General features: G+C 72.5%; 23 protein-coding genes, 1 tRNA gene and 2 pseudogenes. 17 read left to right on the forward strand and 9 right to left on the reverse strand.

The annotated features are described in order from the left end of the window. Positions 1–71 precede the first annotated feature (71 nt). The 3 genes from KPF47_RS01010 (at position 72) to KPF47_RS01020 (ending at position 4,107) form a co-directional block, all read left to right on the forward strand. On the forward strand, positions 72–1,298 hold the full coding sequence (locus tag KPF47_RS01010; protein ID WP_224386322.1) for an amidohydrolase family protein: 1,227 nt from the start codon (positions 72–74) through the stop codon (positions 1,296–1,298). Between the two features lie 178 nt (positions 1,299–1,476). Beyond that, complete coding sequence (locus tag KPF47_RS01015) at positions 1,477–2,700, forward strand: IS701 family transposase (protein WP_374108783.1); 1,224 nt, start codon at positions 1,477–1,479, stop codon at positions 2,698–2,700. Positions 2,701–2,883: 183 nt separating this feature from the next. Next, on the forward strand, positions 2,884–4,107 hold the full coding sequence (locus KPF47_RS01020; protein ID WP_374108783.1) for an IS701 family transposase: 1,224 nt from the start codon (positions 2,884–2,886) through the stop codon (positions 4,105–4,107). A gap of 103 nt (positions 4,108–4,210) precedes the next feature. Here KPF47_RS01020 and KPF47_RS01025 read toward each other — a convergent pair. The 3 genes and pseudogenes from KPF47_RS01025 to KPF47_RS01035 form a co-directional block, all read right to left on the reverse strand. Beyond that, positions 4,211–5,129, reverse strand: a pseudogene (locus tag KPF47_RS01025) (IS5 family transposase). A 233-nt stretch (positions 5,130–5,362) separates the two neighbouring features. Continuing rightward, positions 5,363–5,809, reverse strand: a complete 447-nt coding sequence (locus tag KPF47_RS01030) for an Hsp20/alpha crystallin family protein (protein ID WP_224386323.1) — start codon at positions 5,807–5,809, stop codon at positions 5,363–5,365. Positions 5,810–5,925: 116 nt separating this feature from the next. Beyond that, a complete protein-coding gene (locus tag KPF47_RS01035; protein WP_224386324.1) occupies positions 5,926–6,264 on the reverse strand; it encodes a MerR family transcriptional regulator in 339 nt (112 codons plus the stop codon). A gap of 277 nt (positions 6,265–6,541) precedes the next feature. Between KPF47_RS01035 and KPF47_RS01040 the strand changes: the two genes are divergently transcribed. Genes KPF47_RS01040 through KPF47_RS01055 form a run of 4 tightly spaced genes read left to right on the forward strand, consistent with a single transcriptional unit; the run spans position 6,542 to position 10,680 of the window. Then, complete coding sequence (locus KPF47_RS01040; RefSeq protein WP_224386325.1) at positions 6,542–7,525, forward strand: DMT family transporter; 984 nt, start codon at positions 6,542–6,544, stop codon at positions 7,523–7,525. A 10-nt stretch (positions 7,526–7,535) separates the two neighbouring features. Continuing rightward, complete coding sequence (dnaG, locus tag KPF47_RS01045) at positions 7,536–9,404, forward strand: DNA primase (protein ID WP_224386326.1); 1,869 nt, start codon at positions 7,536–7,538, stop codon at positions 9,402–9,404. Then, complete coding sequence (locus tag KPF47_RS01050; protein ID WP_224386327.1) at positions 9,401–9,913, forward strand: hypothetical protein; 513 nt, start codon at positions 9,401–9,403, stop codon at positions 9,911–9,913. The genes dnaG and KPF47_RS01050 overlap by 4 nt, the downstream gene beginning before the upstream one ends. Then, the gene (locus KPF47_RS01055; protein ID WP_224386328.1) at positions 9,910–10,680 is read left to right on the forward strand and encodes a trans-aconitate 2-methyltransferase; all 771 of its coding nucleotides are present in this window, start codon (positions 9,910–9,912) and stop codon (positions 10,678–10,680) included. The genes KPF47_RS01050 and KPF47_RS01055 overlap by 4 nt, the downstream gene beginning before the upstream one ends. 75 nt (positions 10,681–10,755) lie before the next feature. Here the strand turns inward: KPF47_RS01055 and KPF47_RS01060 are convergent, their stop codons facing one another. Continuing rightward, entirely contained in the window at positions 10,756–10,953 is a 198-nt protein-coding gene (locus KPF47_RS01060; RefSeq protein WP_224386329.1) for a hypothetical protein, read from the reverse strand. 174 nt (positions 10,954–11,127) lie between these two features. Between KPF47_RS01060 and KPF47_RS01065 the strand changes: the two genes are divergently transcribed. Further along, positions 11,128–11,199: transfer RNA gene (locus KPF47_RS01065), tRNA-Asn, on the forward strand. A 167-nt stretch (positions 11,200–11,366) separates the two neighbouring features. Here the strand turns inward: KPF47_RS01065 and KPF47_RS40720 are convergent. Both KPF47_RS40720 and KPF47_RS01075 read right to left on the reverse strand, forming a co-directional pair. Next, positions 11,367–11,795: pseudogene (locus KPF47_RS40720) on the reverse strand (tyrosine-type recombinase/integrase); the annotation flags it as partial. 283 nt (positions 11,796–12,078) lie between these two features. After that, positions 12,079–12,720 (reverse strand): class I SAM-dependent methyltransferase, encoded by a 642-nt coding sequence (locus tag KPF47_RS01075; RefSeq protein ID WP_224386330.1) that lies wholly within the window; start codon positions 12,718–12,720, stop codon positions 12,079–12,081. Positions 12,721–12,872: 152 nt separating this feature from the next. Between KPF47_RS01075 and KPF47_RS01080 the strand changes: the two genes are divergently transcribed. From KPF47_RS01080 to KPF47_RS01100, 5 genes are all read left to right on the forward strand, one after another. Next, the gene (locus tag KPF47_RS01080) at positions 12,873–13,886 is read left to right on the forward strand and encodes an alpha/beta fold hydrolase (protein WP_224386331.1); all 1,014 of its coding nucleotides are present in this window, start codon (positions 12,873–12,875) and stop codon (positions 13,884–13,886) included. A gap of 397 nt (positions 13,887–14,283) precedes the next feature. Then, a complete protein-coding gene (locus tag KPF47_RS01085) occupies positions 14,284–14,865 on the forward strand; it encodes a helix-turn-helix domain-containing protein (protein WP_224386332.1) in 582 nt (193 codons plus the stop codon). After that, positions 14,862–15,515: an SRPBCC domain-containing protein gene (locus tag KPF47_RS01090; protein ID WP_224386333.1), complete on the forward strand. Its 654-nt coding sequence runs from the start codon at positions 14,862–14,864 to the stop codon at positions 15,513–15,515. The genes KPF47_RS01085 and KPF47_RS01090 overlap by 4 nt, the downstream gene beginning before the upstream one ends. Next, on the forward strand, positions 15,512–16,003 hold the full coding sequence (locus KPF47_RS01095) for an SRPBCC family protein (RefSeq protein ID WP_224386334.1): 492 nt from the start codon (positions 15,512–15,514) through the stop codon (positions 16,001–16,003). The genes KPF47_RS01090 and KPF47_RS01095 overlap by 4 nt, the downstream gene beginning before the upstream one ends. Positions 16,004–16,099: 96 nt before the next feature. Further along, positions 16,100–16,471, forward strand: coding sequence for a hypothetical protein (locus KPF47_RS01100; protein WP_224386335.1), 372 nt, complete (start codon positions 16,100–16,102; stop codon positions 16,469–16,471). A 6-nt stretch (positions 16,472–16,477) separates the two neighbouring features. Here the strand turns inward: KPF47_RS01100 and KPF47_RS01105 are convergent, their stop codons facing one another. Beyond that, entirely contained in the window at positions 16,478–16,903 is a 426-nt protein-coding gene (locus KPF47_RS01105; RefSeq protein WP_224386336.1) for a PPOX class F420-dependent oxidoreductase, read from the reverse strand. A gap of 34 nt (positions 16,904–16,937) precedes the next feature. Then, on the reverse strand, positions 16,938–17,552 hold the full coding sequence (locus KPF47_RS01110; protein ID WP_224386337.1) for a TetR/AcrR family transcriptional regulator: 615 nt from the start codon (positions 17,550–17,552) through the stop codon (positions 16,938–16,940). A 71-nt stretch (positions 17,553–17,623) separates the two neighbouring features. Here KPF47_RS01110 and KPF47_RS01115 point away from each other — a divergent pair, with 71 nt between their 5' ends. Next, a complete protein-coding gene (locus KPF47_RS01115) occupies positions 17,624–18,835 on the forward strand; it encodes a cytochrome P450 (protein ID WP_224386338.1) in 1,212 nt (403 codons plus the stop codon). Between the two features lie 15 nt (positions 18,836–18,850). On the opposite strand, the gene KPF47_RS01120 is transcribed toward KPF47_RS01115, so the two are convergent. Continuing rightward, complete coding sequence (locus KPF47_RS01120; RefSeq protein ID WP_224386339.1) at positions 18,851–19,693, reverse strand: helix-turn-helix transcriptional regulator; 843 nt, start codon at positions 19,691–19,693, stop codon at positions 18,851–18,853. Positions 19,694–19,794: 101 nt separating this feature from the next. On the opposite strand from KPF47_RS01120, the gene KPF47_RS01125 reads away from it, so the two are divergent. From KPF47_RS01125 to KPF47_RS01135, 3 genes are all read left to right on the forward strand, one after another. After that, positions 19,795–20,553, forward strand: coding sequence for an SDR family oxidoreductase (locus KPF47_RS01125; RefSeq protein ID WP_224386340.1), 759 nt, complete (start codon positions 19,795–19,797; stop codon positions 20,551–20,553). A gap of 44 nt (positions 20,554–20,597) precedes the next feature. Next, a complete protein-coding gene (locus KPF47_RS01130; protein ID WP_224386341.1) occupies positions 20,598–20,804 on the forward strand; it encodes a tautomerase family protein in 207 nt (68 codons plus the stop codon). Positions 20,805–20,908: 104 nt separating this feature from the next. Next, on the forward strand, positions 20,909–22,165 hold the full coding sequence (locus KPF47_RS01135; protein ID WP_224386342.1) for an alpha-hydroxy-acid oxidizing protein: 1,257 nt from the start codon (positions 20,909–20,911) through the stop codon (positions 22,163–22,165). The last annotated feature ends 18 nt before the right edge of the window (positions 22,166–22,183 follow it).

Here is a 22,183-nt window from a genome sequence, read left to right on the forward strand (position 1 = left end):
GCGAGCCGGAACAGAGAACGGGGACCACGTATGGGGACGCGGAAGAACCTGATGGCCGTGGACGCGGCCGGATGAGCGCGCGGCTGCTCGTCCGCGGCGGAACGGTGTTCGACCCGCAGTCCGGCACCGCGTCCGCCGCGGACGTCGTCGTCGACGGGGAGCGCATCGTGGCCGTCGGCAGCGGTCTCGACGGTGACCAGGACATCGACGCCACCGGCATGCTGGTCGTGCCCGGGTTCATCGACTGCCACGTGCACGTCACCATCGACCGGATCGACCTGTCCGAGGCGATCCAGGCGCCGTTCTCGCTGCGGTTCTTCCACGCGGTCCGCAATCTCGCCGCCACTCTGCAGGCCGGCGTGACCACCGCCCGCGACGCCGCCGGCGCCGACCTCGGTGTCAAACAGGCCGTCGCCACCGGCATCGTCGCCGGCCCGGACCTGCGCATCGCCATCGGGATGCTCAGCCAGACCGGCGGTCACGCCGACGAGTGGATGGCCTCCGGGGGCTGCCTCCACGCGTTGTGGCCCGCGTACCCGGGAGCCCCGTCCACCGTCGTCGACGGGGTCGACGAGATCCGGCGCACCGTCCGCGAGCTCATCCGCGCCGGGGCCGACGTCATCAAGATCGCCACCACCGGCGGGGTCGTCAGCCCCCGCAGCAACCCCCGGCACGCGCACTTCCGCGACGACGAACTCGACGCCGTCATCGCCGAGGCCACCGCCGCCGGACTGTCGGTGATGGCCCACGCACAGGGCACCGCCGGCATCAAGAACGCGGTGCGGGCCGGGGTGCGCTCGATCGAGCACGGCGTGTTCCTCGACGAGGAGGCCGTCACGATGATGCTGGAGCGCGACACCTGGCTGGTCCCGACGCTCTCGGCCCCCGACAGGCTCATGCAGCAGGCAGCCGACGGAATCCTGGCCGAGTCGACCCGCAGCAAGGTCGTCGACATGGTCGAGGCCCACCACGCGTCACTGCGACTGGCCCGCGACGCCGGCGTCCGCATCGCGATGGGGTCCGACGCCGGCGTCGCCACCCACGGCCGCAACCTGAGGGAGATCGAGCTCATGGGCGCACACGGCCTGACCCCGGTCGAGGCCCTGCGTGCGGCCACGACCTCCGCCGCGCACCTGCTCGGAGCGGACGACGAGATCGGCGTGATCGCCCCCGGCAAGGTCGCCGATCTGGTCCTGCTGCAGGGCACCGAGATCTCCGTGAGCGACCTCGAGTCCCGGGTGCGCACCGTGGTCCGTCGAGGAACCGTCGTCCGGCACGACACGCCGACCGACACCTAGTGCTCCAGCCGCAGTTTGTGATGTTGATGTGCGCTAAGAGGTCGTTTCAGAACGACTTGTCGAGTTTCCATTGACCCCTCGACGACAGATCAAACGGCAGGTCAGATAGCCGCTTGTCGTCTACAACAGACACGTCGACCTCGTTCTGAAATGACCTCTAAGCTTCGATCTTGTGCAGGTGGAGGAGGATCTCGAGGCGTGGGCCGGTGGCCTGGATGGGCTGTTCGGGCTGGTGGCGGGCCGGTTCTTCCGGACGGAACCGCGGCGTCGGGCGCGGGCGTATGTGCGGGGGTTGTTGGCGCCGTTGGCGGGGAAGAACGGGTGGACGCTGGCCGAGGTCGCCGGTGACACGACTCCGGATGGGATGCAGCGGCTGCTCAACTCCGCGACCTGGGATGTCGACGGTGTCCGTGATGACCTGCGGGATTACGTCGTCGAGCACCTCGGCGAGTCCGGTGGGGTGCTGATCGTCGATGAGACCGGGTTCCTGAAGAAGGGGACGAAGTCGGCGGGGGTGCAGCGCCAGTACTCGGGCACTGCCGGGCGGGTGGAGAACTGCCAGCTCGGAGTCTTCTGTGCCTATGCCACGAGCAAGGGCCGGACGTTGATCGACCGCGAGCTCTACCTGCCCAAGTCCTGGACCGGTGATCGGGAACGCTGCCGAGCCGCGGCGGTGCCTGAGGAGATCGAGTTCGCCACCAAGGCCACGCTGGCCAAGGAAATGCTCGGCCGTGCCCTCGATGCCGGGGTTCCCGCAGGATGGGTGACCGCGGACGAGGCATACGGGCAGGACTACAAGTTCCGCACCTGGTGCGAGCAGCGCCGGATCGGCTACGTCGTCGCGGTTCCGCGCAGCCAGTCCGTCCCGTTGTCCCTGGACGCCGACATCTGTCAGATCAGCGGCTCACGACGGGCCGACGACCTGGTCGCCCGCGCTCCCGGACGGGCGTGGAAGCGCCGCTCAGCCGGTCCGGGTGTGAAGGGAGAACGCTTCTACGACTGGGCCGTGGCCTCGCTGTATCCGCCCGAGAACGCCCCGGCCGGATGGGGCCGATGGCTACTGGTCCGACGTCAGATCCTCACCGACACACAGCTCTCCGCCGGCGAGGAGCCCGATCTGGCCTACTACCTGTGCGCCGGCCCGCCCGGCACCACCGACGACGATCTCATCCGCGTCGCCGGCACGCGGTGGGCGATCGAGGAGTGCTTCCAGACCGCGAAGAACGAGGTCGGGCTCGACCACTATCAAGTGCGGCGTTACGACGCCTGGTACCGCCACGTCACCCTGGCTATTCTCGCCCACGCCTACCTCTCGGTCACCGCGGCGATCGCCCCAAAAGACCTGATCACGGGCTCATCCCGCTCACCCTCGCCGAGATCCGACGTCTCCTGGCACCTCTGATCCACATTCCCACCCAGGCGCCGTGCTGGGCCTGGTCGACCTGGCGACGTCGCCACCAACACCGAGCCCGCGAAAGCCACTATCGACGACGAAGACAGCTCAGCTAACGAAGTGCGGCTGGAGTACTAGTACTCCAGCCGCAGTTTGTGATGTTGATGTGCGCTAAGCTTCGATCTTGTGCAGGTGGAGGAGGATCTCGAGGCGTGGGCCGGTGGCCTGGATGGGCTGTTCGGGCTGGTGGCGGGCCGGTTCTTCCGGACGGAACCGCGGCGTCGGGCGCGGGCGTATGTGCGGGGGTTGTTGGCGCCGTTGGCGGGGAAGAACGGGTGGACGCTGGCCGAGGTCGCCGGTGACACGACTCCGGATGGGATGCAGCGGCTGCTCAACTCCGCGACCTGGGATGTCGACGGTGTCCGTGATGACCTGCGGGATTACGTCGTCGAGCACCTCGGCGAGTCCGGTGGGGTGCTGATCGTCGATGAGACCGGGTTCCTGAAGAAGGGGACGAAGTCGGCGGGGGTGCAGCGCCAGTACTCGGGCACTGCCGGGCGGGTGGAGAACTGCCAGCTCGGAGTCTTCTGTGCCTATGCCACGAGCAAGGGCCGGACGTTGATCGACCGCGAGCTCTACCTGCCCAAGTCCTGGACCGGTGATCGGGAACGCTGCCGAGCCGCGGCGGTGCCTGAGGAGATCGAGTTCGCCACCAAGGCCACGCTGGCCAAGGAAATGCTCGGCCGTGCCCTCGATGCCGGGGTTCCCGCAGGATGGGTGACCGCGGACGAGGCATACGGGCAGGACTACAAGTTCCGCACCTGGTGCGAGCAGCGCCGGATCGGCTACGTCGTCGCGGTTCCGCGCAGCCAGTCCGTCCCGTTGTCCCTGGACGCCGACATCTGTCAGATCAGCGGCTCACGACGGGCCGACGACCTGGTCGCCCGCGCTCCCGGACGGGCGTGGAAGCGCCGCTCAGCCGGTCCGGGTGTGAAGGGAGAACGCTTCTACGACTGGGCCGTGGCCTCGCTGTATCCGCCCGAGAACGCCCCGGCCGGATGGGGCCGATGGCTACTGGTCCGACGTCAGATCCTCACCGACACACAGCTCTCCGCCGGCGAGGAGCCCGATCTGGCCTACTACCTGTGCGCCGGCCCGCCCGGCACCACCGACGACGACCTCATCCGCGTCGCCGGCACGCGGTGGGCGATCGAGGAGTGCTTCCAGACCGCGAAGAACGAGGTCGGGCTCGACCACTATCAAGTGCGGCGTTACGACGCCTGGTACCGCCACGTCACCCTGGCTATTCTCGCCCACGCCTACCTCTCGGTCACCGCGGCGATCGCCCCAAAAGACCTGATCACGGGCTCATCCCGCTCACCCTCGCCGAGATCCGACGTCTCCTGGCACCTCTGATCCACATTCCCACCCAGGCGCCGTGCTGGGCCTGGTCGACCTGGCGACGTCGCCACCAACACCGAGCCCGCGAAAGCCACTATCGACGACGAAGACAGCTCAGCTAACGAAGTGCGGCTGGAGTACTAGGCGTGTCTCCTAAAGTGCGCAACCAGGTGACGATGGCCTTCAGTGCAACTCCGCCGCGGTAGGTCAGGGCGAGTTTGTCGTAGCGGGTCGCGAGGCCGCGCCACTGCTTGACCTCGCAGAACCCGCGTTCGACGACGTTGCGGCCGCGGTAGTCGACCCGGTCGAACGCCGGTGGTCGGCCGCTGCGTGTGCCGCGTCGTTTCCGGTGTCCCTGCTGGTCAGCCGGCTCCGGGATGACCGCGACGATCCGTCGTCTGCGCAGGTGGGCGCGGATGGCGCGTGAGGAGTAGGCCTTATCTGCGCGGACCCGCTCGGGTCGGGTCCGCGGTCGGCCCGGACCGACCCGTCCGACGCTCAGATGTGACATCAGGTGCGCGAACATCGGGGCGTCACCGGCCTGTCCGGGGCCGACGAGTACGACCAGCGGGCGGCCGTGTCCGTCAACGAGCTGGTGGATCTTCGTGCCGAGCCCTCCGCGGGAGCGGCCCAAGGCGTGATCGGGTGGCTCGATCAGCAGATTCTTGTAGTTCGATCCGGCCCCCTGTGTCTCGCTGCAGGGTCGCGGCGTGTTGGTGAGCGCGGATGATCGTCGAGTCGACCGACACGGCCCAGTCCACGAGACCGGCGGAGTCGGCATCGGCGAGCAGAGCTGCGAGAACGTGGTCCCAGGTGCCGTCACCGCAGTAGCGGCGGTGGCGTTTCCATAGGGTCTGCCACGGCCCGAACTCGACCGGGACATCACGCCAGGCCCGCCCGCAGCGGAACCGGTAGATGATCCCCTCGATCACTCTGCGGTGATCGGCGAACGGGCGCCCTGGCATCCCGTCCGACGAGGGCAGTAACGGCTCGAGTCGGTCCCACTGGGCATCGGTCAGGACGGCACGGCGCGACACCTACTGATCATCGCGCAGGCCCGACCAGCCGGGTTAGGAGACGCGCCCTAGGGGCCGACACCTGGGGCCCGGCACCTGGGGACCGGCACGTGGGCGGGTGCGGACGCCGGTCACCGCGGCCGGGCGACACGGACCGCCCCGCACGGACCGCCCCGCGCGGGTGGCGCTCCTCCCGGCCGGGCCGGGGACCGCACGGCGGTGGGGCCCCGGAGCGCCCGGGGCCCCACCGCCGGTCAGGTCGAGATCCGGGCCCGGTCGGACTCCCTGCCGGACTCGACGGTGATCGTGCGCGGCTTCGCCGACTCGGCGACCGGGATCCGGACGCGCAGTACACCTGCGTCGTAGGAGGCGCGGATACCGTCGGTGTCGAGGCCGTCGCCCAGGAACAGCTCGCGGGCGAACACGCCGTAGGGACGTTCGGAGGCGACCCACTCGAGGTTCTCGGCGGTGCCCGGGTGCGACGGCCGTCGTTCGGCGCGCACGGTGAGGGTGTTCCGCTCGACCGACAGCTCCACCGCGTCCGGGTCGATCCCGGGGAGGTCGAACTCGACGACGAACTCGTCGCCGTGGCGCCAGGCGTCCAGGGGCATCGCCGCGGGGCGCGACCAGGTCCCGCCGGTCTCGAGCGCCTGGGCCGCGAGCCGGTCCAGGGCACGGAACGGGTCGGTACGCAGCAGCATCACGAACCACTCCCTTCCAGTCCCCGACCCCGTACGGGTCGGAGCTGTGTCCGGTTGTCCTCTCCTCCGGAGCCGCTCTCCGGATATCTACATCCTGAGATAGAGATTTTATGGTGTCAAGGCCTCTGTTCGGACGTATCGTCGGTGCGCAGCGCGGCGAGCTCGGCACGCAGTCGCTCGATCTCCGCGTGGGCCTGTCCGAGCTCCCCACGCAGCCGGTCGATCCAGGACGCGGAGCCCAGCGGGTGCCCGTCGTCGAGCAGGGTCCGCAGGCGGGCGGCCTGCTCCAGCTGGCGGCGGGAGTAGCGGCGGTGTCCCCCCGCGGAGCGCAGGGGATGGACCACTCCGGCGGTGTCGAGGCTGCGCAGGAACGCGGGCTCCACGTCGAGCAGCTCCGCCGCCTGGCCCATGGCCATGGCGGGGTAGTCGGGATCGTCGAGCCGGTCCAGTCCCACGGTGCCGTCCTCTCCGTCCGGGGCCCGCTGCTCGGGCCGGCGCCGCCCCGTGGTCCTCGATGATCTGTAGTGGAGACTACAGTTCCGGTCGCGTGCTCGGGGAGGTCGCCGGCGGGCGAGGGTGACCGGAGCGAGCGGCCCGTGCGGCACGCCCGGCCGGGCACCGATCCCGGCGGAGCGGCGTCCGGCCGGTCCGGCGCCGGTCGTGGGCCGTCCCGGGGGTGAGGGCTGCGACACCCGGGTTGCCCGGTCGTTAGCACTGCGATGGAGTGGGGCCGTGCTCTCCTCGCGTTGGCTGGTCCCGCTGCTGGCCGTGCTCTTCGTCCCGCTCTGGGCGTCCGGCTTCATCGCGGGCAAGATCGCGACCGGGTCGACCGACGTCCCCGCGGTCCTGTTCTGGCGGTTCGTCGTCGCGCTGGTGGTGATGCTGGTCGCGGTCGCGGTGCTACGCCCGGGCCTCCCGCGGGGACGTGCCTGGGTGCACCTCGCGGTGACCGCGTTGCTGCTGCAGGTCGGGCAGTTCACCTTCGTCTACAGCGGGCTCGCCTCGGGGGTCCCCGCCGGACTGTCGAGCCTGATCCTCGGCATGGCGCCGCTGCTCGTCGGGCTGCTGACCCCGCTGCTGCTCGCCACCCGTCTGGGCGTCGGGCCGGTGCTGGGGCTGCTGATCGGCGCCACCGGCGTCTACGTGGTGCTGGCCGACGACCTGGGCGCGGGGCTGGGCGGCAACCTCGTGTTCCCGGTGCTGGGCATGCTCGCGCTCGCCTCCGGGACGCTCTACCAGAAGCGCTTCAACGACGACACGCCGGTGGTGACCAGCGTCGTCGTCCAGATGGCGACCTCGCTGGTCGCGACCCTGGTGGCATGGCCGTTCCTCGGCGCGGACTGGCTGCCCCGCGCGGCGTCGGGCTGGGCGGCCGTCGTGTTCCTCGGGGTCGTGAACTCGGCGGGCGCGTTCGTGCTGATGTTCGTGCTGCTGCGGCGCCGGTCCACGGTGTTCGTGTCGTCGCTGCTGAACCTGGTCCCGGCCACGACCGCGCTGGTCGCGGTGCCCGTGCTCGGGGAGCCGCTCACCGTGCAGGCGGTGCTCGGCCTGGGCATCGCCCTGGTCGGGATGTTCGTCGGGCTGGGCCGGGTGCCCGGCCTGCGGGACCGCCGTGTCGTGACCGACGCGGTCGGCGCCGTGCCGCCGGGAGGGCCGGAGACCGACGGCGCCGCCCCGGCGGCGGGTGGACCGGGGCGCCGGGCCGCAGGCGCCTAGACTGGCCGGCGTGGCAGGACGGATCCGGGACGCCGACATCACCGAGGTCCGCAACCGCACGCGGGTCGAGGAGATCGTCGAGGAGTACGTGGCCCTCCGCCGCGCCGGGGCGGGCTCGCTGAAGGGCCTGTGCCCGTTCCACGACGAGAAGTCCCCGTCGTTCACCGTCCGCCCCTCGCACGGCACGTTCCACTGCTTCGGCTGCGGCGAGCACGGCAGCGTCATCGACTTCGTCATGAAGATGGAGGTCATCGGGTTCCCCGAGGCCGTCGAGCGGCTCGCCGAGCGCTGCGGGGTCCGGCTGACCTACGAGGGCGGCGGGTCCTCGGTGCAGCGCGACCGCGGCACCCGCAGCCGCCTGCTGGAGATCAACAAGAAGGCACAGGCGTTCTACGCCGAGCAGCTCGCCACCCCCGCAGGCCGTGCGGGCATGCAGTTCCTCGCCGACCGCGGCTTCGACGCCGCCGCCGCCGAGAAGTTCGGCTGCGGCTACGCCCCGGCGGGCTGGGACACCGTCACCAAGCACCTGCTGGCACAGGGCTACCAGCTGGACGAGCTGATCAAGGCCGGCATCTCCAAGGAGGGCAGGCGTGGCGCGATCGACCGGTTCCACCGGCGCCTGCTCTGGCCGATCCGGGACCTGGGCGGCGACGTCGTGGGGTTCGGCGCGCGCCGGCTGTTCGACGACGACGGCATCGAGGCCAAGTACCTCAACACCTCCGAGACGCCGGTCTACCGCAAGACCCACGTGCTGTTCGGCCTGGACCAGGCCAAGCGCGAGATCGCGAAGACCCGCCAGGTCGTCGTCGTCGAGGGCTACACCGACGTGATGGCGATGCACCTCGCCGGGGTGACCACCGCCGTCGCCTCCTGTGGCACGGCGTTCGGCACCGAGCACGTCTCGGTCATCCGCAGGCTGATCGGCGACGACTCCTTCGACCGCGGCGAGGTCATCTACACCTTCGACGGCGACGCGGCCGGGCAGAACGCCGCGATGAAGGCGTTCGAGGGCGACCAGAACTTCGCCGCACAGACCTTCGTCGCCGTCGCCCCGGACGGCCAGGACCCCTGCGACCTGCGCAACAACCACGGCGACGCGGCCGTGAAGGACCTCGTGGCCCGCCGCGAGCCGCTGTTCGAGTTCGCCATCCGCACCGAGCTGCGCAGCCACGACCTCGCCAGCGCCGAGGGCCGGGTCGCGGCCCTGCAGCGCACCGTGCCGCTGGTCGCCCGGATCAAGCGGGAGGACCTGCGCGACGAGTACGCCCGCAGGCTCGCCGGGTGGGTCGGCTGGGACGACATCGCCGTCGTCGTGCGACGGGTGCGCGAGAGCGCCGGGGTGTCGCCGGAGGGCGGCCGTTCCCGGCGGCGGGCTCCGCTGCCCGCCCCGAAGCGCGACGACACGCAGCTGCACCTGCAGCGGGAGGCGCTGAAGGCGGCCCTGCAGATCCCCGGCGTCGTCGGACCCGGGTTCGACGAGCTGCCCGAGGCCGGGTTCACTCATCCGCAGCTGGCCGCGGTGCACCGGGCGATCATGGCGGCGGGCGGGGTGTGCGCCGGGCTCGACGGCTCGGACTGGCTCGACGCGGTCGTCGCCGAGGGGGCGGGGGACGACGTGAAGCGCCTGGTCAGCGAGCTGGCCGTGGAGGACCTGGAGCTCCCCAAGCGCAACACCGACGAGGTCCGCTACGTCAACGGCGTCCTCGCCGGGGTCCGACTCGGCCTGGTCGAGCGCGAGATCGCCGACCTCAAGTCGCAGCTGCAGCGCACCAACGCCGAGACCGACCACGACGAGTACATGGACCTGTTCGGGGTGCTCGTCCCGCTGGAGCAGTACAAGATCCAGCTGCGCGAGCAGGCCTCCGGGGTCGCGTCGTGACGGGGCTCTGGGCGCGGCTGTTCGGCCACGAGCCGGTGCCCGACGCGGTGGCCGAGTCCCTGGCCGACTCCGAGGCCGTCGTCGCGACCGCGCAGGCCCCGGACGGGATGCTCGTGGTGACCTCGTGGGGGATCTGGCCGCCCGGCGGCGCGCGGCTGGGCTGGCACGAGATCGCCAAGGCCACCTGGGACAAGGTGAGCCTGGTCGTGACACCGACCTCGGCCGAGCAGATCGCCCCCGGCACCGAGCTGCTGGCCGACGGGCGTCCCCTGCGGTTCCGGCTGGCCGAGCCGGGCAAGGTCCCGCAGGCGGTGCAGGAACGGGTCACCCAGTCCATCCGCACCCGCAACCGCCGGGAGCTGCCCGGGGGAGGGGCCTGGGTGCTGCAGCGCCGGGTCCCCGGCCGCGACGGGCTGGTGCTCCAGGTGCGTCCCGACCCCGGCACCGACCCCGGCGCCGCACGACGGCTGGCCGAGGGCATCGCCGCCCGCCTCCCGGAGGACCCGTGACCACGACCTGGGACCCGCAGCTCTACCGGGCCTTCGACGACCACCGCTCCCGCCCGTTCCTCGACCTGCTGGCCCGGGTGGGCGAGCCGGACCCGGCGCTGACCCGGGTGGTCGACGCCGGTTGCGGGCCCGGCCACCTGACCGGCCTGCTGGCCCGGCGCTGGCCGGCGGCGACCGTGGAGGCGTTCGACTCCTCACCGGACATGGTCGCCGCGGCGCGGGCCGCGGGCGTCGACGCCACCCGGGTCGACGTGCGCGACTGGACACCGCCCCGCGACACCGGCGTGCTCGTGTCCAACGCGGTGCTCCAGTGGGTGCCCGAGCACCCCGAGGTGCTGCGCCGGTGGACGGCCTCCCTCGCTCCCGGTGCGTGGATCGCGGTGCAGGTGCCCGGCAACTTCGACGCACCCTCGCACGTCCTGACCAGGGAGGTCGCCACCCTGCCGCGGTGGCGCGACCGGATCGTGCTGCGCGGCACCGGGACCGTGCTCGACCCGCTCGGTTACGCCGACCTCCTGGCCGCCGGGGGCGCCGACGTCGACGCCTGGGAGACGACCTACCTGCAGCGACTCGACGGTGAGGACCCGGTCCTGCGCTGGATCTCCGGCACCGCCCTGCGCCCGGTCCGGGACGCCCTGGACGACGACGCCTACGCCGACTTCGTACGCGAGCTCGCCCCCCGGCTGCGGGCGGCCTACCCGCCCAGCGCCGACGGCGGGACCTGGTTCCCGTTCCGCCGGGTCTTCGCCGTCGCCCGCACCCGCTGACCCCCGCTCCGACCCCGTGGGGGGTCCCCACCGGTCGTGCCCGGTGCCGGATCCGGCCGGGGGTGTGGCTGCGCCTCAGCGACCGGTGTTCTGGCCGCCGCGCACCTTGTCGATCGCACCCTCCACGCCCGCCCGCGCGACGCCCGCGGCACCCTGGACCGCGGGATGGTCCGCCGCCCGGTGGTAGGCACGGACGAGCTGTTCGTAGCGCTCGTGACCGGCTCTGGTGCCGAGGACGTACCCGACGGCGACACCCACGAGGAACTTGACCATTCCCCTCACCTCCGACCGCGACCGTACCCGGACCGCGGCCACTGTCCGACCGCCACCCGGACGGGGTCGCGACCAGCGGGAACAGCGGCCGAACGGGGGGTTGCGAGGGGGCTGTCCGGGGTGTTGTAGAGTTCTTCTCGTCGCCGGGAACACCATCCGGAACGGCATGAACGGTCCTCCGTAGCTCAATGGCAGAGCACCCGACTGTTAATCGGGCGGTTATTGGTTCGAGTCCAATCGGAGGAGCTTTCCCCGAGGTCAGTGACGTGACCCGGGCAGCGACCCGAGATCGATCCCCCAGGAAACCCACACTCATGGGCTCCGGGGGTCGACGTCGTTCCGACGACCTCCAGGACCTCCTTGGCCCCGGTCGCGGCCACCTTGCGGCCGACGTGCAAGACCTGCGTCATCGAGATCGTCGAGTGGCCGAGCTGGTCCGCGGCCTGGCGAGCCGAGAGTCCGGCGTCGTCCGTCAGTGTCGCGACCGTCGTGCGACACACGTGCGAGGTGACCCAGCCGGGGCCCGCCCGGGCGACGATGTCCCGCAGGTCCGCCTGGGTGTTCGACGGATCGCGCAGCCCACCCATGACGGCGGGGAACACCGGGGCCTGCCCGTCAGCGTCCGGGACGGCGGCCCGGCGCTCACGGAGCATCGTCGGCGCCCAGCTCGACAGCTCCAGCGTCCGGTACCCGCTCCTGCTCTTCGGCTTCCACCTGGTCGACACGCCCTTGCCCTTGATGCGGACGACGGTGCCCCGCACCTCCACGGTTCCGGTCTCCTGATCGAGCGCGTCCCAGGTGACCGCGGTGGCCTCGCCGATCCGCAGGCCCGTCACCGACATGACGTCGGTCGGCTCGACCAGGTCGAGACCGCGGCACTTCTCGTCCTCGTGCAGCGGTCGAGACGGCCGGTGCTCAGCTCCACCCGCAGTCGTCCGAGCCCATCGCACACGTGTCTCCCGAACTGGAGCCGGGAGAGCGACTCGTCGGACGACTACGGACGCCACAGGACCGCTCAGCTGCACCGAGCCGACATCGGTGCTCGTCTGCGACGCGCTGCCGGTGCCGGGGGGTCACGCGACCGTGGTGGATCGGAGGTGAGAGCGATCAGGCGCCGATCTGCGCTCAGGGCCGGCTGCGCGCGAAGATCATGGCCCCCGGGACGGCCTCGTCCGGTCGGATGACCAGTTGGGCCTCGATGGTGAACCCCGCGTCCCGGAGCCCACCCGCGACCGTGCTCGGCCGGCGGTGGTAGCTGTCGATGGTGATCGGTCGACCGGTGTAGCCCTCGGACGTGTGGTGTGTCTCGTCGCCGACGTGGAAGCCGATGAGGAGCGGTGCCCGGGGGCGCAGCACTCGGTGGAACTGTTCGAACACCCCGGGCAGGGCATGGTCGGGCACATGGACGATCGACCAGAACGCCAGGAGGCCGGCGACCGAGCCGTCGGCCAGGTCGAGGTCGGTCATCGTCCCCACCTCGAAGCGGAGCCCGGGGTAGTCGCGGCGTGCGATCGCGATCAGCTCGGGTGAGAGGTCGATACCGAATGCGTCCACTCCGGCGTCCTGGAGGTGGCGGGTGACGTAGCCGGGGCCGCAGCCGACGTCGACGACCGGGCCGCCACCGGCGTCGCGCACCGACTCTGCGAACAACCCGAGGCCCGCGCGCAGGTAGGGATTGCCGCCGAGCAGGCCACGGACCTTCTCGGCGTATCCGGCGGCGTCGGTGTCGTACGACGAGCGGGTGTCGGACAGCCACATGTCGGACATGGGCGACACAGTAGGCCGCTCGCGCGGGTGACGGTCCTCGTCGGCTCCCGCGGCGGAGGTGCCGGTGGCGCCGGGTGAGGAGCCCGGCCGCTGTGCGGGAGTGGCCTGAGCGTGACGGTCGTTGTCGGTCGAGCTACTAGAGTTCGCGGAAGGTGATCGTCGACAGTGGGTCGCTCGGCGCGCGAGAGCGTGCGTCGGCCCGCGGCTCGGCGCACGCGGGTGTTGCGGGAAGGAGCGTGTTCTCGATGTCGACGGGAGCCCCGGTCGATGGATTCACCCTGAGCTTCGACCGTCTGGGATCGGCCGGCCGGCCGCCGGTGGTCCTGCTCCACGGTTGGCCCGGGGACCGGACGGACATGGCCTCCGTCGCCGAGAGGCTCGGGGACGAGTTCGACGTCGTCGTGCCGGACCTGCGCGGTTTCGGCGCCTCGGACAAGCACCTCCGCGACCCCGGCGACGCCTACAGCATGGTGGCCCAGGCCCGCAGCGTGACGGGACTGATCGAGGAGCTGGGGCTTTCCCGGGTCGTGCTGGGCGGCTACGACATCGGTAGCAGGGTCGGTCAGCAGATCGCGAAGGACCGGCCCGACCTGGTCGGCGCCCTGGTCATCACGCCACCGGCCCCCGGCGTCGGGTCACGGATCCTCAGCGAGGATCCCTTCCGCGAGTTCTGGTACCAGTCCTTCCATCATCTCGACCTGGCCGAGAAGCTCCTCGACGGGAAACCGGACGCCGTACGGGACTATCTGGAGTACTTCTGGACCCACTGGTCCGGCCCGGACTTCGTCGTGGACGCCGCCCGGCTCGAGCACCTGACGTCGGTGTACGGCGCCCCCGGCGCGTTCGTCGCCTCGATCGGGTACTACCGGGCGGCCGGGAACGTCGTGGCGCGCTACCTGGGCGAGACGGTCCCCGACGAGAAGATCATGGTCCCCACGGGTTCCTGTGGGCCGAGCACGACCCCCTGTTCCTGCGCGCCTGGTCCGACCGTGTCGGAGAGTTCTTCGCGCAGGTCACCGTCCAGTTCGTGGACGGGGTCGGTCACTTCGTCCCGGTCGAGGCGCCCGACACCTTCGCCGACGCCATCGTGCACGCGAGCACGTAGGCCCCTGACGGCGGTCATCGGTCCGAGTCCGATCGGGGGGCATGTCCCGAGGTCGATGTGACTCGGGCAGCGATCGGGGAGAACCGACCCGGAGTCCCGCCGAGGGGGTCCGCGGTCGATCCCTGTGTGCGGCAGGTCGGAGCGCGCACGCGGATGCTCCGGGGTGTGGCCGTTCCGGCCCGCCGGGTCTGCGGCGTCCCGCCGCGCGCGGCGCGGCGTCATGCCGCCGTCCACGACGCGCAGCCTGCATGCCCGTCCGGCCGGCCCGGTCGGGTCGCGCGACCCGGCCCGGCCCGTCGCGGCCGGGCCCGGCCGGGCTGGGCCGGGTCCGACCGGGCCGGCGCGGGGGACCGTCGGGGCATTGCGGTGTGCGCCCGGGGGAGCCGCGGGTGCCGATCCATCGGCCGACAACACGCGCTGTCTTGACAAGAGTTCGTTTCGGTTGGAGACTCGACGCCGTGCCGGACAGGACGACCGTGATCGAGGACCCCACCGCCGCCGCGATCGCCCTCGATCCGGTCCGCGCCCGGCTGCTCCGGCTGCTGCGGGAGCCCGGCTCGGCCACGTCGCTGGCCCCGGTGACGGGGATGAGCCGGCAGAAGGTGAACTACCACCTGCGTGCACTGGAGGCCCACGGTCTCGTCGAGCTGGTCGAGGAGCGGCGCAGGGGGAACATGACCGAGCGCGTCCTGCGCGCCTCGGCGGACGCGTTCGTGATCTCACCCCGGGCGTGGGTGCTGCTCGCGCCGGACCCGGAGCGGTCACCGGACACCCTGTCGGTGCAGTGGCTCCTCGCGCTGGCGGACCGGCTGCTGCGCGAGGTCGGCCGGCTCGTCACCGGGGCCCGCGGGCGACGGGTCGCGACGTTCGCGATCGACGGCGAGATCACCTTCGCCACCGCGGCGGACCGGGCGGCCTTCACACGCGAGCTGGGCGAGGCCACCCGCGCTCTCGCCGCGCGCTACCACTCCGACCGGGGCAGGCCCCACCGCCTGGTCGTGGCCCTGCACCCGAGCCTTCCCCCCGAGGAGGAGACGTGAACTTCGAGATCCGCCGCGAGATCGCCCTGCCCGCCGGCCCCGACGAGGTGTGGCGGGCGATCGCCACCCCCGAGGGGCAGGCCGGCTGGTTCATGACCGTCGAGGACGTCCCCGAGGACGCGGCCGCAGAGGTCGTGGAGGACCCCCCGCGCAGGTTGGAGCAACGCTTCGGGACCCAGGCCATCGAGTACGTCGTCGAGGCGGCGAGCGGTGGCAGCACGGTCCTGCGGTTCGTCCACAGCGGGATCCGCGAGGAGGACTGGGGCGACGAGTGGGAGACCATGACCGGCCTCGGCTGGGACCTCTACCTGTTCACCCTGGCCGAGTACCTCCGCCACTTCCCCGGGCGCCCCGCGGTCTACGCCGAGACGGAGGCCCCACCGGACCCGGACGTCTGGCCGGGCGTCCTCGCCGCGCTCGGCGACCCGCACGTGGGTGACCGGGTCGAGACACCCGTCGGTCCCGGGGTCGTCGACATCCGTACCGGCACCCATCTCGGGATCCGTACCGACACGGCCCTGGTGCGCTTCCACGAGCGCTCCCTGATCGGGATGGGGACGGCGGTCGGGCACCACGAGACCGGATCGACCGACCGGGAGTCCCTCGTCGCCACCTGGAGCCGCTGGCTCGACGGGGTGGCAGAGCGGTGAGGTACACCGTCTCGATCGAGATCGCCCGGCCGCGCGCGAGGGTGGCCGCGCTGCTCGCCGATCCCGTGCACCTGCCTGCGTGGCTACGGGGACTGGTGCTGCACGAGCCGCTCGACGGGCCGCACGGGCAGGTCGGTACCCGGTCGCGGGTCGTGCTGCGGACCGGACGGCAGGAGATGGAGGCCGTCGAGACGATCACGCGACGGGAACCCGCCGACCTGTGCCTGACGACGGAGGACGGCGTCGTCCGGTTCGAGCGCGAGATCGTCGCCGACGGGATGTGGAGCGCCGCGCGCGAGCGGCTGACCGAGGCGGGCCCGGACCGCACGCTCTGGGTGAGTGAGAACGAGTACCGGTTCGGGAGCGCCCCGATGCGGTGGCTCGCACCCGTGATGCGCGGTGCGTTCCGCAGGCAGTCGCTCCTGCACATGCAGGACTTCGCGGCGTTCGCCGAGCGGGGCACCGACGTCCGCGACACCGGCGGATGATCCCGGGCCCGCGCGGCGGCCGGAGCCGGAGGTAACGACTGGCCGCGGTGGGGCGACATCGGCACCGGAACCGCCCACACCGGACGTGGAGAAGTGATGTCGAAGATCGTGCTCACGCTCGCCCAGGCGATCGGGATCGTCGTGCTGGCCGTCCTCGTGGTCGGCACGGTGATCGGGCTCCTGCAGTGGCTCGTCGTCGCGGCCTTCCTGGTCGCGCTCCCGGTGGCGGGCTGGTGGCTGCACTCCCGGCTGTCCGGCCGGGCGGCGAGGAGGTCCACCGTGCCGGGGGCGCGTCCCGCCGCCGTCGCCGCGGTCCCGGCGCGCCGCGCCGAGCTGGAGAGCCGCGCCGTCTACGACGCGGTGGGCCGCTGCGGGTGGTGCGGGTCGGCGACCCGGCACCAGGACCGCTACGGGTTCCCGGCCACGCCCCTCGCGTTCCACCGTGGCGAGATCGACGCGATGCTGTAGCCGGTCTCAGCCCACGTCGCGCGCCCGGAGCCTCGCCTCGTGCGGGTGCATCCGCTGCTCCTCCGGGGACAGCGCCAGGCTGAGGATCCGGGTCGGGTGGATCCGGATGATCGCCCTCGACGCCGTCGGCTGCCCCGCCGAGTCCGTCGGGTCGGTCAGCGCCTCGGCCCGTCCGCGGAGCTCGACGAACCGGACCCGCCACGGGTCGGTCGACAGCACGTCGTCGACGACGAACGCGACCTGCCCGTTGGCGGCGACGTTGCCGAACTTGCGGCTGCGCTCCATCCGGAACCCGCCCACGTCGATGGTCCCCAGCGTCGTGTTGACGCCGAACCCGACCGGGTTGACCTGCAACGTCCCGTCCGGCCGTGCGGTCGCGAGCCGGCCGATCCGCTGTCCGCGCAGGTAGGTGATCTCGTCGTCGGTGAACATGCCGGCGACCGTAGGAGCTGGAGTCGGGTCGAGGTCAAGCCGCCCGCGCCCGCGCCCGGGCGACGGCGGCACGCGCCTCGGCCACGGGGACGCCGAGGGTCAGCAGGTGACCGAGGGCGACGTCGGTCTCGTCACCGTCCCAGCGCCCCTCCTGGGCGGCACTCAGGTAGGTCAGCGACCCGGCCTGCAGCACCTCGGCCAGCAGCGGCGCCGCGACGTGCCGGGAGAACACGCCGGTCCGCTGGCCGTTCTCCAGCAGCCGGACCATGATCATGTGGAAGGGTGCCGTCGCGGCGCGGATCTCCTCGTCGGCGGTCCGGCGGGCCAGCGCGATGACCGGGCCGTAGCGACGCGACGTGCTCCAGGTGCGCAGGAGGGTCGCCGCCAGCTCCGCGGCCGGGTCCGGCGCGTCCGGGTCGACCTCGCCGACCCGCTCGACGAAGTCCGCGGACGCCGCCCGGACGAGGGCGACCACCAGGTCGTGACGGCTGGTGAAGTGGCCGTAGACGGTCCGCCGCACGACGCCGGCCCGGGCTGCGACCTCGTCCAGGGAGGCGTCCGGGTCCTCGCGCAGCACGGCCTGCGCGGCGTCCAGGATGGACCGCCGGTTGCGCTCCCGGGCCGAGAGGCGTCGCTCCGTCCCTTTCATCACGGGTGCATTTTTGCACGATGAGTGCAATCCTGGCGAGGGTCGAGGCCATCCAGGACGAGGAGCGGACGATGACGATCGATCACGACACCCGGCCGGTACGGCTGGACCAGGACTTCTTCGACGACCCCGACGCGCTCTACCGCGAGCTGCGCGACGCGCGTCCGGTCACCCGCGCGACCGGGCCGAACGGGCTGACCTTCTGGATGATCACCCGTTACGCCGACGCCCGCGCCGCGCTCAACGACCCGCGGCTGCAGAAGGACGCCGGGCGGCTGCCCGAGGTGCTGCAGCGCCACGGCGCGACCTCCATCCGGCAGTTCGCCGACTCGCTCGTCGGGCACATGCTCAACGCCGACCCGCCCGACCACACCCGGTTGCGCAAGCTCGTCGGACGGGCCTTCACCGTCCGCGCGATCGCCCGGCTCCGACCGCGCATCGAGCAGATCGCGACCGAGCTCGCCGACGCCGCCGAGCAGGCCGGTCCCGAGGTGGACCTGTTCGACCACTTCGCGTTCCCTCTGCCGATGACGGTCATCTCCGAGATCCTCGGCGTCCCGGGGGAGCGGCGCGAGGACTTCCGGCACTGGTCGAACCTGCTGCTGTCCAGCGGACCCGACGACGAGCGCGCCGCGGCGGCCGCGTCGATGGCGCAGTTCCTCGCCGAGCTCGTTGCCGACAAGTCCGCGCACCCCGGCGACGACATGCTGTCCGAGATCGTGCGGGCCTCGGAGGACGGCGACTCGCTGAGCCCGACCGAGGTCACCGCGATGGCGTTCCTGCTGCTGGTCGCCGGGCACGAGACCACGGTGAACCTCATCGGCAACGGCATGCTCGCGCTGCTGCGCGACCCCGCCGAGCACGCCCGGCTGCGCGCCGACCCCGACCGCGTGCCGCGCGCGGTCGAGGAGTTCCTGCGCTACGACGGCCCCGTCAACCTCGCCACCATCCGCTTCACCGACGAGCCCGTCGAGTACTCCGGCGTCACGGTCCCGGCCGGCGAGGTCGTGCTGGTCTCGCTGATCGGGGCCAACCGCGACCCCGAGCGCTACGCCGATCCGCAGCGGCTCGACCCCGACCGCGACACCTCCGGGCACCTCGCGTTCGGCTACGGCATCCACCACTGCCTCGGCGCCCCGCTGGCCCGGCTGGAGGCCGACGTCGCGTTCCGCACCCTGCTCGCCCGGTTCCCGGACATGACACTCGCCGGCACCCCCGGACACCGCCGGGAGAGCACGCTGATCCACGCCCTCACCGCCCTCCCGGTGCGGCTGCAGGGGTGACCGGCGCCGGGGTGGTCAGCCCGCGCTGAACTGCTCGCTGCCGATCACCCGCAGCAGCTCCAGGCGCCGCTCGGTCTCGCTGCGCGGCGGCGGGGTGATCACGAGCAGCGCCTGGGACCGGTCCTCGGTGAACAACGCCTGGCAGTCCACCTCCAGCTCGCCGAGCTCCGGGTGCGGCAGCGTCTTGTGGTCGGCGAACCGGCGGCCGACCTCGTGCAGCTCCCACAGCGCGGCGAACTCGGGGCTGCGCCCGGTGAGCACCCGCACGATCTCACCGGCCCGTGACCGGGGCCCGAGCACCGCCAGTGCCGCCCGGAGCGTCGCGACCTGGGCGCGGCTCTGGCGGGGGCGGTCGTCGGGCAGGTACATGCGCTGGGCGTCCGGGTCGGTGAACCAGCGGAAGACCTCGCTGCGGGCGAGCCCGGTGTGGTGGGTGTGGTCGCCGAACAGCGCACGGGCCATGTCGTTCTGCACGAGCGTCTCGCCGAGCACGGTCAGGACCAGCGCCGGGCTGTCGTGCAGCCGGTCCAGCACCCGTAGCAGCGCCGGGGCCACGTGCTCGGACACCGGGCCGGACGCCGGCGCGTTCCGGCCCGCGCACCGGAACAGGTAGTCGCGCTCCTCGGTGCCCAGCCGCAGCGCCCGGGCCAGCGACGTCAGCATCTGCTCGCTCGGTTGCGGGCCGCGCTGCTGTTCCAGCCGCGTGTAGTAGTCGGTCGACATGACCGCGAGCGTCGCGACCTCCTCGCGGCGCAGCCCCGCCGTGCGCCGGCGCGCCCCGTCGGGGAGCCCGACGTCACCGGGGCGGAGGCCGGCGCGGTGCCGGCGCAGGAAGTCGGCCAGGGCTGCACGGTCCACGTCACCGAGTATCCGGCGGTACCCGCCGGGCAACCAGGGACCGGCGATCCCCCGATGACCGGTCTCTGCCGTCGCGTCCGCCGCGCGGCGACGGTGAGGACATGCAGATCACCGGACGCACCGTCTTCATCCCCGGCTCGACGAGCGGCATCGGACTCGCCATGGCCCTGTCGCTGCACGAACGCGGCAACACCGTGGTCCTCGGCGGCCGACGCCGCGACCGGCTCGACGAGCTCGTCGCCGCCCACCCCGGCCTCGACGCCGTCGAGATCGACACCGCCGACCCGGCGAGCATCACGAAGGCCGTCGCCGAGGTCCTCGACCGGCACCCCGACCTCGACGTGCTCGTCGCGATGGCCGGGATCATGCGGGTCGAGGACTGGCACGGCCCCGAGGGCTTCCTGGCCTCGGCCGAGGAGGTCGTCACCACCAACCTGCTCGGCCCGATCCGGCTGATCGGCGCGCTCGTGGAGCACCTGCGGGGCAGGCCGGTCGCGTCGGTCGTGACCGTCTCGTCGGGGCTGGCGTTCGTCCCGCTCGGCGCGACACCCAGCTACAACGCCACCAAGGCCGCGGTGCACATGCTCACCGAGTCGCTGCGCCTGCAGCTCTCCGACACCACCGTCGAGCTCATCGAGATCGTGCCGCCGTCGGTGGCGACCGAGCTGCTCCCCGGCCAGCAGGACAGCCCGATCGCGATGCCGCTCGACGACTTCGTGGCCGAGGTCCTCGCCCTGCTCGAGGCCGGAGCGCCGGACGGGGAGGTCCTCGTCGAGCGGGTGCTGCCGCTGCGCCGCGCGGAGGCCCGCGGCGAGTACGCCGACGTCGTCGCCCGGCTCAACGCGGCCGACCCGCACTGACCACCACGCCGTACCCGGCCGTCCACCCGGGACAGGAGACACCCGTGCCGTTCGCCGACCTCGAGGTCCCTGCGGGCCTGCTCGACGCCGACGCCGAGCGCGAGCTCGTCGAGAAGGTCACCGACGTGTACGCCGCCACCTTCGGCGACGAGGTCCGCGCCACCACCATGGTCCTCGTCGACGAGGTCGTCGACGGCGGCTGGGGGATCCGGGGGCAGGTCCTGACCCTCACCGACCTGAGGGGACGGTGACCGTCCCGCCCGCCACCCGCCACCGCAGGCGATCCCGGTCGCCGTCGTCCCGGGGCGGGCGGCGCGGCCCGTAGGCTGGCCGCGCGACGACGGGGGAGGGCGCCATGACGGCACCGGGCCGGGCTCGGCAGGAACGGATCTACCGGTACGGCGTCTCCGGCGTCCGGCCCCGCGTCCCGACCGGTCCCGACGAGCGGGAACGCCGCGCCCGGCGGGCGATGAGCCGGCGGGCCGACGCCTACGTCACCGGCGGTGCGGGCGCCGAGACCACGATGCGCGCCAACCGGGCCGCGTTCGCCCGTCACGAGATCGTGCCGCGGGTGCTGCGCGACGTCGGCGAGCGCGACCTGACCGTCGGGCTGTTCGGTCGCACGCTGCCCGCCCCGCTGCTGCTCGCCCCGATCGGCGCGCTGGACCTGGTGCGCCGTGGCGCCGACCTCGCGGTCGCCCGCGCCGCCGCGGCCGCCGGGGTCCCGATGGTCATCTCCAACCAGGCCGGCACGCCGATGGAGGACCTCGCCGCGGTCGGCGGCCCCACCTGGTTCCAGCTCTACTGGTCCACCTCCGACGACCTCGTCGACAGCTTCCTGGGCCGTGCCGAGGCAGCCGGCTGCGACGCCGTCGTGGTCACCCTGGACACCACGATGCTCGGCTGGCGTCCCCGGGACCTGGACCTGGGACACCTGCCCTTCGCCCGTGGCATCGGGATCGCCCAGTACACCTCGGACCCGGTCTTCCACCGGCTGGTCGAGGAGACCCTCGCGGCACCGTCGGCCGGGGCCCGGCCGACGGTCACCCCACAGGCCGTGCGCACCCTGCTGGAGATCACCCGCAACGCCCCCGGCCGGTTCCGGGACAACCTGCGCTCGCCCGTCCCGCGGGCGGCGGTGGAGACCTTCCTGCGGGTCTACTCGCGACCCCGGCTGTCCTGGGAGGACCTGGCGACCCTGCGCTCGCGGACCCGGCTCCCGATCGTCCTCAAGGGAGTCCTGCACCCCGACGACGCCCGCCGCGCCGCCGACGCGGGCGTGGACGGCGTCGTCGTCTCCAACCACGGCGGTCGCCAGGTCGACCACTCCGTGGCCTCGCTCGACGCGCTGCCCGGTGTGGTCGACGCGGTCGGGGACGCGCTCCCGGTGCTGCTCGACTCCGGGGTGCGCACCGGGGCCGACGTGGCCACCGCCGTGCGGCTCGGTGCCCGCGCCGTGCTGCTCGGTCGCCCGTTCGTGCACGGCCTCGCCCTCGACGGGGCCCGCGGTGTCGCGCAGGTGCTGCAGGACGTCGTCGCGGAGCTCGACCTGGTCTGCGGGCTGGCCGGCGCCACGAGCCCCGCCGGGATCGACCTGCGCGGGCGCCCCTGACGGGTCGCCCGCCGCGCC

This window comes from Pseudonocardia sp. ICBG1293, assembly GCF_020131355.1.
GTDB lineage: Bacteria > Actinomycetota > Actinomycetes > Mycobacteriales > Pseudonocardiaceae > Pseudonocardia.

Coding starts and splice junctions, on each gene's coding strand:
- KPF47_RS01060 (WP_224386329.1), bottom strand. CDS start 10,953: ATGGTCAAGTTCCTCGTGGGTGTCGCCGTCGGGTACGTCCTCGGCACC.
- KPF47_RS01135 (WP_224386342.1), top strand. CDS start 20,909: ATGACGGCACCGGGCCGGGCTCGGCAGGAACGGATCTACCGGTACGGC.
- KPF47_RS01010 (WP_224386322.1), top strand. CDS start 72: ATGAGCGCGCGGCTGCTCGTCCGCGGCGGAACGGTGTTCGACCCGCAG.
- KPF47_RS01115 (WP_224386338.1), top strand. CDS start 17,624: ATGACGATCGATCACGACACCCGGCCGGTACGGCTGGACCAGGACTTC.
- KPF47_RS01105 (WP_224386336.1), bottom strand. CDS start 16,903: ATGTTCACCGACGACGAGATCACCTACCTGCGCGGACAGCGGATCGGC.
- KPF47_RS01100 (WP_224386335.1), top strand. CDS start 16,100: ATGTCGAAGATCGTGCTCACGCTCGCCCAGGCGATCGGGATCGTCGTG.
- KPF47_RS01110 (WP_224386337.1), bottom strand. CDS start 17,552: ATGAAAGGGACGGAGCGACGCCTCTCGGCCCGGGAGCGCAACCGGCGG.
- KPF47_RS01030 (WP_224386323.1), bottom strand. CDS start 5,809: ATGCTGCTGCGTACCGACCCGTTCCGTGCCCTGGACCGGCTCGCGGCC.
- KPF47_RS01125 (WP_224386340.1), top strand. CDS start 19,795: ATGCAGATCACCGGACGCACCGTCTTCATCCCCGGCTCGACGAGCGGC.
- KPF47_RS01075 (WP_224386330.1), bottom strand. CDS start 12,720: ATGTCCGACATGTGGCTGTCCGACACCCGCTCGTCGTACGACACCGAC.